We start from the raw sequence: 13,782 nt of genomic DNA, 5'->3' as shown, positions 1-13,782 counted from the left end.
ACAACGTTTTACTACTATGTTTATGGAATGGATATGCCAGCAACACATGCAGATAAATTAAATAATATACCGGTTGGCAGTTTAGTTGACTTAGAAATATTAACACCTACCAGCAGTAAGCGCGTGAAAACAGAAATGGTCGGCTTGCTTGAGGAAAAGTTTATTATTTTAAATTTTCCAACAGCTAAACGTTTACCGGGCGCAAATGACTACTTACGAGATGGTGTTACTGTGGTTGTAAGAGCATTAATAGAAGGTGACGATGGACAAATAATTGCTTTTAGACAGCAAATTAAATCTATTGCATCACATCCCGTTAGGCTTATTTTTATTAACTACCCTAAGCAAGTTCAGCTATTTAGTTTACGTTCGCAAACACGTATTCCAACCTTATTACCTGCAAAACTTAAACTCAGTGATGACAAGGTACTTGATGGTGTTATTAAAGATATTTCACTAACCGGTGCTATGTTCGATATAAAAACTGACGCTGATCTAGAAAGCATTAAAGACTCTCAATGCACAGTTGTATTAGGGAGTAATGGTAAAGACTTTGAAGGCGAAGTGTGCAGTGTAAAAGATCATAATGCAGGCGTGCGTTGTGGGATTAAGTTATTAGCCAGTAAAGAAGAAATGAAAGCTTTTATGAAAGAGCACTTTATTGACCCCGCAATGATAGAACTCGATGCCGATTAGCTTTAATGTCGCTATTTTGCAACAAAATAACGACTTTTTACTTTATGAACGAAAATAAATTACCAGCCTTTAAAATTATTCTTTTTACTCAATAAAAACAATTGGATAACTTTAAATTTTTTTATGATTTATTTTCTTTTTATACCTCGTTCAGTTTAAAACTTACCTGCTCAATACCTAACCCCCTCTTAGTTATTCAAGTTATCTGGCTTTGTGGTTTTTTGTATGAAACCTAACTAACTGATTTTTAATAACTTACAAATTTTAACTAAACCTGCGTTGCTAAATAGCTACAAAAATAATGCTTAAATTTGCATGGCTTTCAGTATTTAATGCTTAAGTTATTGAAAAATAACACTTATTAAATGTTGGCATTTAAGTTGTAATAGTCTGGTTGTACTAATCGAAAAACGTGATTAACAGTAAGTACCAATCACTCACATACAATTTGAAGGATACATACTATGAAACGCATAAATAAAACATTAGCACTTATCGCACTTGCTTCTTCGTCAGCCGCTTTTGCAGGCTCTGACTTTAATACACTCGATGTAGACGGCAATGGCGCAATTAGCCAAGCTGAGGCATCGGTTGATGCAAAATTAATGAGCATGTTTTCAGAGCTCGATACTGACCAAAACGGTGAGTTATCAAAAGAAGAGTTTTCAAAAGCTTAATTAGATAACAAGCATCCTGAGTTGCCAAAGACAACCTAAGTAGGCAAGGGAGCCTTCGAAAAAGGATAACAAGGAAGTGAAGCTATTTTACGAGTTAATTAGGTTATTTTTTAAATAAAATTTTGAAGGATTAAGTCATGAAACATTTAAACAAAGCATTAGCACTTATTGCATTAGCGTCTTCTTCAGCAGCATTTGCAGCATCAGATTTTGACAGTTTAGATACCGACGGCAGTGGTGCAATTAGCCCAAGCGAAGCGGCAATAGACACTGATTTAATGGCTGAGTTTACAGAGCTAGATACAGATGGCAATGGTGAACTTTCTAAAGACGAGTTTGCAAAATTTTAAAGTTAACCGGTATTGGTTTAACTATTTTTCACAGACAGGGATCTTAGAAAAGGACTTCCCATTTTACTAGGAACATTATTATGAAAACATTAAATATAACACTTGCAGTTTTAGTTTTAGCATCTTCTTCAGCAGCTTATGCGGCCGTAGACTTTGCATCGTTTGATAGCAATAGCGATGGTGTAATTAGCATGGAAGAGGCAAAAGTAAATTCACAGCTAGTAAAAATTTTTAAAGATTTAGACACAGATGGAAATGGTGAGCTTTCAAAAGACGAGTTTGCCAAAGTACAGTAATATCAATATACCCCAATCATACTCCACTAAAGCCGCCATATTCAGCGGCTTTTTTGTGTCTGACGCGTTATAAAAATATAGCGCTTACTTGGAAGAGTTTTTCTACCACGTTGATATGCTTTTTATCAATTAAAAACATGATTACGTGATCGCCCGACATAATAATGGTGTCGTCGTGGGCAATGAGTACATCGTCGTTACGCACAATGGCACCAATGGTTGTTCCGGCAGGTAATTTTATATCGGCAATTGCGCGGCCAACTACTTTAGAGGTGCTTTCATCACCATGGGCAACTGCTTCTATAGCCTCTGCAGCTCCTTTACGCAGCGAGTACACGTTAACAATATCACCGCGACGTACGTGGGTTAACAATGCAGAAATTGTTGCCTGTTGCGGTGATATAGCAATGTCTATTTCGCCACCTTGTACTAAGTCTACATAAGCACCACGTTGAATAAGCACCATGGTTTTTTGCGCGCCCATGCGTTTTGCAAGCATGGCTGACATAATGTTTGCTTCATCGTCGTTGGTAACGGCAATAAATACATCCACTTGTTCAATATGTTCTTCAGAGAGGAGTTCTTGATCGGAAGCGTCGCCACAAAATACTACCGTATTATCGAGCATTTCTGAAAGCTGTTCCGCCCGCTCTTTACTGCGCTCTATCAGTTTAACGGTGTGATTTTTTTCAAGAGAGCGAGCAAGGCCGGCTCCGATGTTGCCCCCACCGGCTATCATGATTTTTTTGTATGAACGCTCAAGCTTTTGTAGTTCGTTCATTACGGCGCGTATATGTTTTGTTGCTGCGATAAAAAATACTTCATCGTCGGCTTCAATAACGGTTGTACCCAGCGGCTTAATAGCTTTACCTTGACGATAAATAGCCGCAACACGAGTTTCTACATTAGGTATATGCTCTTTTAATGCCGATAAAGCATAGCCTACTAATAAACCACCGTAATAGGCTTTTACTGCAACTAGTGAGAGCATACCATCGGCAAATTGCAAGACTTGTAATGCACCAGGGTAGTCAATTAAGCGGCGAATATACTTAGTGACTAACGCTTCTGGAGCTATGTAATGATCGATAGGTAAATCATCGTTTTGGAAAAGCTTTTCACGGTATTTTAAATACTGCTCAGAGCGAATTCGAGCAATTTTAGTGGGTGTATTAAAAATACTATACGCCACTTGGCATGCCACCATGTTTACTTCATCTGAGCTGGTTACCGCAATAATCATATCGGCATCGTCTGCGCCGGCGCGGCGCAATACATCAGGGTGAGCACTGTGGCCCATTACACCTTGAAGGTCGTACTTATCTTGCAGCTCGCGTATACGGTTACCGTCAATATCTACTACGGTAATTTCGTTTTGTTCGCCTACTAAGTTTTCAGCTAGCGTGGCGCCAACCTGTCCAGCACCGAGTATGATTATTTTCATTATTTACCAGTGTATTAAGTAGTAATAAAAAGCCATTTTTAAATTTAAAAATGGCTTGTTGTACGCGTTATTAAGCCTTAATTAACTTGGCTTTTTAACCATTTTAGCGTAATAAAAACCATCACTTTCGCCCGGAAGTAGTTGTAACCCCGGTGTAGTGAGGGTGTCTTTATCATGAAGTGGAATATGTTCTACATCATCGTTATTAGCTAAAAATTTAGCAACTTGTTGTTGGTTTTCTTTTGGAAGAACCGAACATGTGGCATATACCAATGTACCACCGGGCTTCAGTAGAGGCCAAATGCTATTGAGTATATCGCCTTGTAGTGCAGCTAAGTCTTCAATGTCAGATGCACGACGCAACCATTTTATGTCTGGATGGCGACGAATAACGCCTGTTGCTGAACAAGGCACATCTAATAAAATACGATCAAATTGTTTATCGTCCCACCATGTATGCGGTTGCGATGCATCGCCACATTGTAGGTCAGCACCTAAACCAATACGAGTTAAGTTTTGCTTTACGCGTTCAAGGCGAGTGGCATCGCTATCAAGTGCAAGTACGTCGGCGTCGGCAAGCTCTAAAATATGGCATGTTTTGCCACCTGGGGCTGCACAGGCGTCTAATATAACGTCGTCATTTTTTGGCTCTAGGAAGCGAGCGGCTAATTGCGCTGCTGCATCTTGCACTGAACAAGCACCGGTATCAAACTCAGGAAGTGAAAAAACATCACGCGGCTTGGCAAGTTTAATCCCATCTACAAAATCTGGGTTTAATGTATGCTCTATATCATTTGCCGTTAGCATATCGCTGTATTCTTGCGTGCTAAATTGTGATTGGTTTACACGTAACCACATTGGCGCTTGCTGCTGGTTTTCTTCAAGTATGGCTTCCCAGTTTTCAGGGTAGGCTTCTTTTACTTGTTTAATAAACCAATTAGGGTGGTTGTATAAACACACTGGAATCAGCTTTGCTTTTTCTTCAAGCTCCGCTTGTTGGCGTTGAAAGCTACGTAAAATAGCATTTATTAACCCTTTTAAGCCAAGTGCGCGCATTTGACCTAATGCATTTACGGTCTCGCTAATCGCAGCATGCGGTGGAACGCGCATGTGTTGTAGCTGATAAATACCCACATAGAGTAAAAATTGAAAAATTCTGCGTTTACCTTTTAGTGGACTTTCTACTAAATGTTGGCAGTAGTTTTCAAGGCTAGGTAAGTAGCGTAAAACGCCATAACAAATTTGCTGTAACAGTGCTTTGTCTTTTGGGGGTAAACCTTGGCTTGCAAACGGTAATTCTTGATTAAGCGAAGCGCCTTTATCAACCACGTTATATAAAGTCTCAGCGGCCAGCGCTCGTACGTTTTGCACTTTATTCATTATTTTCGCCTAATAGTGTGCCAGGGCTAACCCAGTCACTGCGACCATTTAAAAAGTCGCTAATTGCCATTGGTTTTTTACCTTGCGGTTGCAACTGAGTAATGTTTAAAGCATGCTCACCACAGGCAACAACAACACCGTTTTTATCACTTGTTAAAACTTCGCCCGGCTTGCCTGATTGATCAACTACCTTCGCTTGGTATATTTTTACGGTTTGTTCACCCATTTGGGTAAAACACACTGGCCAAGGATTAAAAGAGCGAATATTACGTTCTATTTGCACGGCGCTCATAGACCAATCAATATTTGCTTCTTCTTTAGAGAGCTTTTTGGCGTAGTTAGCCAGCTCATCATTTTGAGGCTCAGGGGTAATGTCGCCATTAGCTAGTTTATTAACGGTGTCAATTAATGCACTAGGACCTAACTCTGCTAGTTTGTTATATAAACTGGCACTGGTTTCTGTATCACTAATAGGGCAGCGGCTAATATGCAGCATGTCGCCGGTATCTAACCCTTCGTCCATTTGCATTATGGTTACGCCTGTTTCTTCGTCACCCGCCCAAATTGCGCGTTGAATAGGTGCAGCACCACGCCAGCGAGGTAATATAGAACCATGCACATTTAAGCAGCCTAAGCGTGGCGTATCTAAAATAGCTTTAGGTAAAATTAAGCCGTAAGCCACAACAATCATTATGTCGGCGTTTAATGCGGTGAGCTCTGCAAGTGCTTCATCATTTTTTAATGACTGAGGCTGAAAAACCGGTAAGTCATTTTCAATCGCCAGGGCTTTAACTTCGCTCGCTTTTAATTTTTTACCGCGACCTGCAGGGCGATCTGGTTGGCTATATACGCCCACAATTTCATGTTCGCTATTTATTAGCGCTTGTAAATGGCGTGCGGCAAAATCCGGCGTACCGGCAAATATTATGCGTAATGGTTGGATCACTGAGTTTTCCTAAGGTACTGATTACTGTGCTGCAAACTTGGCTTCTTTTTCAAGCTTTTTACGGATACGTTGGCGCTTTAATGGAGATAAGTAATCAATAAATAGCTTGCCTTGTAGGTGGTCTAGTTCGTGTTGAATACAAATAGCTAATAGCTCATCTGCGTCTAACACAAATTCTTCACCGTTTTCGTTTAGTGCAGCCACTGTGACTGTTTCTGCTCGGTCTACTTTTGCGTACGAGTTAGGTACTGATAAACAGCCTTCTTCGCTAATCGTTGACCCATCTTTTTTAATGATTTGCGGGTTAATTAATACCAGCGGTTCGTCACGCTCTTCAGATACATCAATAACCACAATACGCTGGTGGATATTTACCTGCGTTGCGGCTAAACCAATGCCATTTTCGTCGTACATGGTTTCGAGCATGTCTTTTACAATTTGGCGAACTTGGTCGTCAACGTCTGCAACATCTTTTGCTATTGTACGTAAACGCTCATCTGGAAATCTTAAAACTTCTAACCTAGCCATTAGTTACCTTTTTCACTTGTGCTTAATTTAGGGTATTGTATGCTCTTATTTTAGCCATTCACGTTCACCTTTAACAGGTTTTGAGCAATAATAATGAAAAAACAATACAAGGAAGCTCAATGAAATTTCCGTTAGTTGCAATCATACTGGCACTAAGCACCTCTTTTGGGGCGATTGCTGACGTGCTAAAAATAAAAAAAGATGCACCAAAACAGTATGTTGTAAAAAAAGGTGATACGTTGTGGGATATATCTGGCATTTATTTAGATGAGCCATGGTTGTGGCCAGAACTATGGCAAATGAACCCGCAAATTGATAACCCTCACTTAATTTATCCGGGTGATGCATTGGCACTTATATACGATGCAGACGGAAATCCACGTTTAGTCATTAATAAAGCGTATCGAAAGCTGTCTCCTCAAGGACGTATTACGCCAAAAGGGTTAAATGCAATTACCACTTTACCTTTGCAAATGATTAAACCTTACTTAAGTTACGAGCAAGCGATTAACAGCGACGATATAAAAAATATGCCGTATGTGTTAGGTGCTAACGAAAACACAAAAACACAAACTTTGGGCCATATTTTATATGTTAAAGGCGATCTTAAAGTACATGGCGCCTATGCGATTTACAACGAGGGTGAACCCTATGTTGATTTAAACACAGGCGAAGTATTAGCAACGCGTGCATCTTACGTTGGCATGGCGCGAGCGTTTAGAAGTGGCGATGAAAGTAACGGTGTGCCGTCGTCATTACGAGTCGAGTCAGTAAAACGAGAAATTAAACAAGGTGACTTTTTAATGCCAGCAATGGAAGGACAGCTATTGCCTGCGTATTTTGATATTCACCGCCCAAAAGAGCCCGTTGAAGGGCAAGTCATAGCATCACCTCGTCAAGTAAGAGAGTTCAGCACAATGGATGTTGTAGTGCTAAACTTAGGCCGCGAGCAAAATATTGAACCAGGCCATGTTTTAGATTTAGAGCGTGAATCACCTACGGTTATTGATGGCCCTCGTGGTCCTCGTTATCCAGAAGATTCAAGTAAATTTGAAAAACTGTTATCTGATGCAAGTCAGTTATTTAGTGATAAAGCTGACGAAGATAATACAACATGGAAAATGCCCAAAGAAAAAGTAGGCGAGTTAATTGTATTCAAAGTGTATGACAAAGTAAGTTATGCATTAATAACAAAAAACCAGCACCCAATTCGCGTTGGAGATATTGCAGTTATTCATTAAGAAGTAGCGAGTCGGTGCTCTAGGAGAGAGCATGGATCAGTCATCAGGCAAGTTAGCTCACTGGCTTGCCTTTTATATGTGTAAGGGATTAGGTACAAAAACCTTATTGGCCCTATCTAAACACCACCCACTTGAGTCATTGTTTGACTTACCCCACGCTAAATTACTCGAGTTAGGCTTAACCGCTAACCAGGCCAGTAATTTACTCAGTACAGACTGGCTGCAAGTACAGCATTATGAAGATCGTATTACACAGCATTGTATAGAGGTAATTTGTTTTTTTGATGCACGTTACCCTGATTCATTAAAGCAGATAGCTAGCGCACCCTTATTACTTTTTTGTAAGGGCGATGTGTCTTTACTTTCTAGCTCGCAAATAGCTATTGTTGGGAGCCGTAACGCCACCCCAACAGGGCTTGAAATAGCCTCAGAGTTTGCATACGAATTAACGAATGCAGGTATTACCATTACATCGGGCATGGCCAGAGGAATAGATGGTGCTGCGCACAAAGGTGCACTAGCTGGATCTGGTAAAACCATTGCAGTATTAGGCACGGGCGTTGATATTTATTATCCTAAACGTCATAAACTGTTAACCGAACAAGTGCTCAATAGTGGTTTATTAATCAGTGAATTTTTACCCGGTACTGCCGCTAACGCGCATAACTTTCCTCGTCGAAATAGAATTATTTCGGGCTTATCTTTAGGTGTTTTAATTGTTGAAGCTGAAATTAAAAGTGGCTCATTAATTACGGTGCGTTATGCGCTTGAACAAAATAAAGAGGTGTTTGCAGTGCCGGGCTCTATTAAAAACCCGCTTGCACAAGCCAGCCATTTTTTAATTAAGCAAGGGGCTAAACTTGTTGAAAATGTGACTGATATTTTAGATGAAGTGAGCTTTTCTTATCAAAGCGGTCTATATAGTAAAGAAGAGACGCTGCAGCAAAGTAGTGATTGCGAAGTATTAAATAGCATTGGGTTTGAGGTAACAACCGTTGACGATATTGTACGCCGAGTTCAGTGGCCAATAGATAAGGTGTTGGCAAGATTGCTTGATTTAGAGTTAGACGATCAGATTGAACGTATTTTAGATGGTTATATTAGGCTAAGCGCAGGAAGGTAGCATGTTCGATATACTTATGTATCTATTTGAAAATTATATTCATAGCGAAGCTGATATTTTTGCTGAACAAAATGAGTTAACTGATGAGTTAATGCGAGCCGGATTTAATAAACCAGAAATTTTTAAAGCGCTCAATTGGCTAGAGCAACTAGCCGATTTACAACATAGCGATGAATCCCCATATTTAATTGCCAACCCAGGGCATGCTATTCGAATTTTTACTCAAAGCGAATGCGCCATGCTTAACGTTGAGTGTCGTGGCTTTTTAATGTTTGTTGAGCAGATTGGCGTTATAAACAGTATTACTCGTGAAATGGTCATGGATAAACTCGCCGCGCTTGATAAACCAAGCATTAACCTAGACGATTTAAAGTGGTTAGTGCTTATGGTGCTGTTTAATGTACCTGGCTCCGAAGAGGCCTATGGGCAAATGGAAGACTTAATTTTTGATGAGCCCACTGAATTGTTGCATTAATGCCTTATTATTTTATTCCCATTACGCAAATTACTTAAAGCTAAGCGTTCACCATAGCTTGTATCTTTAAGTGGTTTGGGTATATTAGGCGAAAATTCACTTATCTCTTAGGAACACCATGAGTAAAATCGATCATTCGCTTTTCTCGGCGAATAAACACGCCTTAGAAAAAGAATACGAAGTATGCCCAAAGTGTGGCTCAGAGTTAGTGATGCGTAATAGCAAGTCAGGCCCTTTTTTGGGGTGTGCAAGCTACCCTCAATGTGATTTTATTAGGCCATTAGTGCACCACGAAAGTAACGAAATAAAAATACTTGAAGATTCAGCGTGCCCTCAGTGCAGCAAACCGCTGGTGGTTAAAAACGGACGTTACGGTATGTTTATTGGGTGTACGGGGTACCCTGACTGCCACTACATTGCAAACGACAACGAGCAAAAGGAACAAGAGGTTACACTACCTTCATGTCCTAAATGTAAAAAAGGTCACTTAGTTGCGCGGAGTAACAAGTTCGGTAAAGTGTTTTACTCATGCGACAGCTACCCAAGTTGTAAATACACACTCAATAATAAACCTGTAGAGCAACCTTGCCCTAAATGTAACTGGCCCATCGTCATAGAAAGACAAATGGCAAATGGTACACTACTACAATGCCCACAAAAAAGTTGCATGCATAAGCTTGCTAAACCTCAATAACATTTAATTATTTTTGGAGACTACTTTGTCAGAACTTTCAAATATGCCTTCGGCACTCTCTTGCTTAAATCAAGGCGATGTCATTGTTTATCCAACAGAGGCTGTGTTTGGTTTGGGTTGTGATCCAGATAATCTGCACGCTGTTGAGAAATTACTGGCAATTAAACAGCGTCCCGTTGAAAAAGGCCTTATTTTAATTGCAGACAACTATGGGCAATTACTAAAGTATGTTGACGACGCCAAAATACCCATGGACAAACGTGCAGATATATTCTCTAGTTGGCCGGCTGCTATAACTTGGGTTATGCCAGCAGCAAAAGGTACACCAAAATGGCTAACAGGGCAGTTTGATACAATTGCAGTAAGAGTAACAAGTCACCCAACAGTTAAACGCTTATGCCAAGAATTTGGAAAGCCACTGGTATCAACGAGTGCAAATTTAACAGGCCAAGAAACAGTAATAAGTATTGAGCAGGCAAAAGAGCAATTTGCTGATCAAGTTGGTTTTTATGTTGACGAGCCATTAGGTGGCAACACACAACCCAGCACAATAAAAGATGCCATGACCGGTAAAGTATTTAGAGGGTAATATGCAAAGCGAATTATTAGAACAAGTAAAAACCTACTTTATGGCTTTACAGGATACGATTTGCCAGGGGCTAGAAGCTGCTGATGGAAGCGCTAAATTTGTTGAAGATAGCTGGCAAAGAGCTGAAGGCGGTGGCGGGCGTACTCGCGTTACCACCAATGGCACTATCATAGAGCAAGGTGGGGTTAATTACTCTCATGTATTTGGAGCCTCAATGCCAGGCTCTGCAACTGCCCATAGGCCAGAGCTTGCAGGACGAAGCTTTCATGCATGTGGGGTATCACTTGTTATTCACCCAAAAAATCCGCATGTGCCAACAAGTCATGCCAACGTACGATTTTTTATAGCCGAAAAAGAGGGCGAAGAGCCTATTTGGTGGTTTGGCGGCGGATTTGATTTAACCCCTTTTTACCCGGTATTTGAAGATGTCCAGCATTGGCACCAAGTGGCACACGATATCTGTGCGCCGTTTGGTAGTAACGTTTATCCAAAATATAAAACATGGTGCGACGAGTATTTTTATTTAAAACACCGAGATGAAACACGAGGAGTAGGTGGTTTATTTTTTGATGATTTAAATGAATTAGGTTTTGAGCAAAGTTTTTCGTTTATGCAATCAGTCGGGAATGGCTTTTTAGACGCCTATATCCCAATTATTGAACGCCGTAAAAATGATAAATTTACCGAGCAACAGCGTGATTTTCAACTCTACCGTCGCGGCCGTTACGTTGAGTTTAATCTGGTTTGGGACAGAGGCACCTTGTTTGGCCTACAAAGTGGTGGGCGAACAGAGTCTATTTTAATGTCTATGCCACCACTGGCTCGCTGGGAGTATAACTTCACACCTGCTGAAAACAGCCTTGAAGCAAACCTATATCAGTATTACTTACGACCACAAGCTTGGCTTTCGAGTAAACCAGAAGAGTTGATAGCCCGAGAGTGGCAGATATAAACAATAAAAAAGACGCGAAAGCGTCTTTTTTATTGTTTATGATTAATGTTGGTTAATCATGTGGCTTGCTAGTTGGGCGAATGAGTTTTTAAGCCCTTCTCGAAGTAGCGGGTTATCTATTTCTATATCAAGGGTTTTGTTCATACAATACATCCACTGATCCCGTAAGTTTTGATCAATTAAAAATGGCATATGGCGTTTACGTAGCATGGGCTGTCCATGCTTTTGCTCAAAGAGGGCGGGGCCACCTAACCAACCTGATAAAAACTCGAAAAAGACTTGGCGAATCCTATCTAATGGTTGAGGATGCATATCATATAACGGTTTAGCGTATTCATCTGAGGCCATAATGTCGTAGAATCGTTCAGAAATAGCGCGTGCCCCTTTTTCTCCACCAATTATTTCGTAAGGTGTTTTTTCAGGCGTAGGTGTTTGATCTACTTTTTCAGGCTTAGATTTAGAAAAAAGTCGTTTAATCATATTATTTATCATCGTTTATAGGCAGCAGTTAGCTGCAAAGAGGTTGTGTTAAAATGGACAAATATGCGGTTTTTGGAAATCCAATTAAACATTCAAAATCCCCCGCGATACATAAACAATTTGCTATCTCACTGGGTGAGCAAATCGACTATCGCGCAATATTAGCACCTATCGACAGCTTTGAAAAAACAGTATCGACTTTTTTTGAGCAAGGGGGAAAAGGTGCAAACGTTACCATGCCATTTAAAGAACAAGCGTTTGCCATGGCCGATGAGTTAACGCCGCTTGCAAAAATAGTAGGAGCGGTTAATACACTCAAAAAAAGAGACGATGGTACATTATTAGGAGAGAACACCGACGGTGTTGGTTTTGTAAATGACCTGCTTGCTAATAAAGTTGTGATTACAAATAAGCGTATTTTAATAATTGGTGCTGGTGGTGCGGCAAGGGGAGTAATATTACCATTGCTTGAACAAAAACCCGCAGAAATTATTGTTGTTAATCGTACCGCTCAAAAGGCAAAAGACTTAGCTCAGCTATTTGCTGAATACGGAAAAGTTTCAGGCTATGGGTTCGATGATTTACCAGTAAGCGATTACTCACTAATTTTAAACTCAACATCTAGCAGCATGAATAACGAATTGCCAGCTCTAGATAAAAAGCATTTAACATGCTGTGATGTTGCATACGATATGTTTTATTCACTGACAAACACAATTTTTATGAACTGGGTAGCAGGGCATAATAACAGCACTAAGCTTTTAGATGGCAGTGGTATGTTAGTAGGCCAAGCTGCACAAGCTTATTATGTTTGGCATAACAAAATGCCAGAAATCCTCCCTGTAGTTAAAGCGCTTAAACAAGGCTCACTAAAATGAACCAAGCTATACAATTTATAGATAGACTCGAATTTAGGGAGCCTGATCACAAGTTGGTATTTTTTGCTCAGGTGAATGGCATGCTAGTGGAATGTATTATTGCCGTAAGTACGCTTAAACTAACTGATGAAAGTCACGCTACAGAGTATTTTGAAAAATATCGTTTTGAATACGAAGAACGTGCCGAGCAACTAATAGAAGAAGAAAGTTATAACTCGGCAGGTCAAATAGAAGTGGACTTAGTTAGCTTCAGCTAAATATTCATCTTTTAATTGGACATAGTTATCTGCCGATATTTTTAAAAAAGCGAGCTCCTGCTCAGTCAATGGACGGGCTTGCTTTGCTGGACTTCCTACATACAAATAGCCTGATTCCAAGCGCTTATTGGGTGGTACCAACGACCCCCCACCAATAATAACATCGTCTTCTACAACTACGTTATCCATGACAATCGCACCCATACCCACGAGTATACGGTTACCAAGTACGCACCCATGTAGCATTACTTTGTGACCAACCGTTACATCGTCGCCTATTATAAGAGGGTAACCATCCGGGTTGCTTTTAGTTGTACGCGATAAATGTAATACACTGCCATCTTGAATATTAGTACGCTGACCAATACGAATATGGTTAACATCACCGCGGGCAGCAACTAAAGGCCATACACTGCTATTATCACCTACAGTGATATCTCCGACTAATACTGACGACTCGTCTATATAAACAGATTTATTAAATGAAGGAGTAATTCCTTTATAAGAACGTATTGCCATATATGCACCTTTAAATTAAAAATTATGAGTATTTAGTGTAACAGTAGCGCTTAATTCAGTGCCTGCAAAGCCTATATTGATTATAAAACTACCAGTTTTAAGTGCTTTCGCTCACATACTAACCGAACAGTGTGTTTTTTTAGTTTTTCTTTAAAAAAGTACTTGCGTAAAAATCTGTTCTCCCTATAATGCGACCCCACTGAGACGGCAGGCGCCAACGCATAGCGAGGCAAGAGTTAATCAGAGAGTTAAGTAAA

18 protein-coding genes are annotated in these 13,782 nt (G+C 40.2%); 12 read left to right on the top strand and 6 right to left on the bottom strand.

The window, feature by feature from the left end; translation table 11 throughout:
• The first annotated feature begins 33 nt into the window (after nucleotides 1–33).
• The 4 genes from KZZ04_RS16785 to KZZ04_RS16770 all read left to right on the top strand — a co-directional run bounded on the left by KZZ04_RS16785 (nucleotide 34) and on the right by KZZ04_RS16770 (nucleotide 2,019).
• Entirely contained in the window at nucleotides 34–696 is a 663-nt protein-coding gene (locus tag KZZ04_RS16785) for a flagellar brake protein (RefSeq protein WP_058405182.1), read from the top strand.
• Between the two features lie 464 nt (nucleotides 697–1,160).
• Complete coding sequence (locus KZZ04_RS16780) at nucleotides 1,161–1,373, top strand: EF-hand domain-containing protein (RefSeq protein ID WP_006793996.1); 213 nt, start codon at nucleotides 1,161–1,163, stop codon at nucleotides 1,371–1,373.
• 137 nt (nucleotides 1,374–1,510) lie between these two features.
• Nucleotides 1,511–1,723 carry an EF-hand domain-containing protein gene (locus KZZ04_RS16775; protein WP_058405184.1) on the top strand — a complete coding sequence of 71 codons (213 nt, stop codon included), beginning with the start codon at nucleotides 1,511–1,513 and terminating at the stop codon, nucleotides 1,721–1,723.
• Nucleotides 1,724–1,803: 80 nt separating this feature from the next.
• A complete protein-coding gene (locus KZZ04_RS16770) occupies nucleotides 1,804–2,019 on the top strand; it encodes a calmodulin (RefSeq protein WP_219423365.1) in 216 nt (71 codons plus the stop codon).
• Between the two features lie 67 nt (nucleotides 2,020–2,086).
• Here the strand turns inward: KZZ04_RS16770 and trkA are convergent, their stop codons facing one another.
• From trkA to def, 4 genes are all read right to left on the bottom strand, one after another.
• Nucleotides 2,087–3,463 (bottom strand): Trk system potassium transporter TrkA, encoded by a 1,377-nt coding sequence (gene trkA / locus KZZ04_RS16765; RefSeq protein WP_058405186.1) that lies wholly within the window; start codon nucleotides 3,461–3,463, stop codon nucleotides 2,087–2,089.
• An 81-nt stretch (nucleotides 3,464–3,544) separates the two neighbouring features.
• On the bottom strand, nucleotides 3,545–4,843 hold the full coding sequence (gene rsmB, locus KZZ04_RS16760) for a 16S rRNA (cytosine(967)-C(5))-methyltransferase RsmB (protein ID WP_219423364.1): 1,299 nt from the start codon (nucleotides 4,841–4,843) through the stop codon (nucleotides 3,545–3,547).
• The gene (gene fmt / locus KZZ04_RS16755; protein ID WP_219423362.1) at nucleotides 4,836–5,789 is read right to left on the bottom strand and encodes a methionyl-tRNA formyltransferase; all 954 of its coding nucleotides are present in this window, start codon (nucleotides 5,787–5,789) and stop codon (nucleotides 4,836–4,838) included. Before fmt ends, rsmB begins: the two co-directional genes overlap by 8 nt.
• Nucleotides 5,790–5,810: 21 nt before the next feature.
• Complete coding sequence (gene def, locus KZZ04_RS16750; RefSeq protein ID WP_006794002.1) at nucleotides 5,811–6,317, bottom strand: peptide deformylase; 507 nt, start codon at nucleotides 6,315–6,317, stop codon at nucleotides 5,811–5,813.
• A 119-nt stretch (nucleotides 6,318–6,436) separates the two neighbouring features.
• Between def and KZZ04_RS16745 the strand changes: the two genes are divergently transcribed.
• The 6 genes from KZZ04_RS16745 (at nucleotide 6,437) to hemF (ending at nucleotide 11,391) form a co-directional block, all read left to right on the top strand.
• Nucleotides 6,437–7,558 (top strand): LysM peptidoglycan-binding domain-containing protein, encoded by a 1,122-nt coding sequence (locus KZZ04_RS16745; protein ID WP_219423360.1) that lies wholly within the window; start codon nucleotides 6,437–6,439, stop codon nucleotides 7,556–7,558.
• Nucleotides 7,559–7,589: 31 nt separating this feature from the next.
• Entirely contained in the window at nucleotides 7,590–8,681 is a 1,092-nt protein-coding gene (gene dprA / locus KZZ04_RS16740; protein ID WP_138530274.1) for a DNA-processing protein DprA, read from the top strand.
• Between the two features lies 1 nt (nucleotide 8,682).
• On the top strand, nucleotides 8,683–9,156 hold the full coding sequence (locus tag KZZ04_RS16735) for a DUF494 family protein (RefSeq protein ID WP_058405191.1): 474 nt from the start codon (nucleotides 8,683–8,685) through the stop codon (nucleotides 9,154–9,156).
• 118 nt (nucleotides 9,157–9,274) lie between these two features.
• Nucleotides 9,275–9,850, top strand: coding sequence for a type I DNA topoisomerase (locus tag KZZ04_RS16730; RefSeq protein ID WP_219423358.1), 576 nt, complete (start codon nucleotides 9,275–9,277; stop codon nucleotides 9,848–9,850).
• A 25-nt stretch (nucleotides 9,851–9,875) separates the two neighbouring features.
• Nucleotides 9,876–10,439, top strand: a complete 564-nt coding sequence (locus KZZ04_RS16725; protein WP_138530278.1) for an L-threonylcarbamoyladenylate synthase — start codon at nucleotides 9,876–9,878, stop codon at nucleotides 10,437–10,439.
• A gap of 1 nt (nucleotide 10,440) precedes the next feature.
• Entirely contained in the window at nucleotides 10,441–11,391 is a 951-nt protein-coding gene (hemF, locus tag KZZ04_RS16720; RefSeq protein ID WP_219423357.1) for an oxygen-dependent coproporphyrinogen oxidase, read from the top strand.
• A 42-nt stretch (nucleotides 11,392–11,433) separates the two neighbouring features.
• Here the strand turns inward: hemF and KZZ04_RS16715 are convergent, their stop codons facing one another.
• Complete coding sequence (locus KZZ04_RS16715; RefSeq protein WP_138530280.1) at nucleotides 11,434–11,871, bottom strand: group II truncated hemoglobin; 438 nt, start codon at nucleotides 11,869–11,871, stop codon at nucleotides 11,434–11,436.
• A 53-nt stretch (nucleotides 11,872–11,924) separates the two neighbouring features.
• Between KZZ04_RS16715 and aroE the strand changes: the two genes are divergently transcribed.
• Complete coding sequence (aroE, locus tag KZZ04_RS16710; RefSeq protein WP_219423355.1) at nucleotides 11,925–12,749, top strand: shikimate dehydrogenase; 825 nt, start codon at nucleotides 11,925–11,927, stop codon at nucleotides 12,747–12,749.
• Nucleotides 12,746–13,006 carry a DUF1488 domain-containing protein gene (locus tag KZZ04_RS16705; protein WP_219423353.1) on the top strand — a complete coding sequence of 87 codons (261 nt, stop codon included), beginning with the start codon at nucleotides 12,746–12,748 and terminating at the stop codon, nucleotides 13,004–13,006. The genes aroE and KZZ04_RS16705 overlap by 4 nt, the downstream gene beginning before the upstream one ends.
• On the opposite strand, the gene KZZ04_RS16700 is transcribed toward KZZ04_RS16705, so the two are convergent.
• Nucleotides 12,989–13,525 (bottom strand): gamma carbonic anhydrase family protein, encoded by a 537-nt coding sequence (locus tag KZZ04_RS16700; protein WP_219423351.1) that lies wholly within the window; start codon nucleotides 13,523–13,525, stop codon nucleotides 12,989–12,991. The genes KZZ04_RS16705 and KZZ04_RS16700 overlap by 18 nt on opposite strands.
• Between the last annotated feature and the right edge of the window lie 257 nt (nucleotides 13,526–13,782).

Origin of the sequence: Pseudoalteromonas sp. CR1 (assembly GCF_019392235.1) — a bacterium.
In the GTDB taxonomy this organism is placed as follows: Bacteria; Pseudomonadota; Gammaproteobacteria; order Enterobacterales; family Alteromonadaceae; genus Pseudoalteromonas.
The sequence above is the reverse complement of the archived record's forward strand: the minus strand, read 5'-3'. Positions and strand labels throughout refer to the sequence as shown.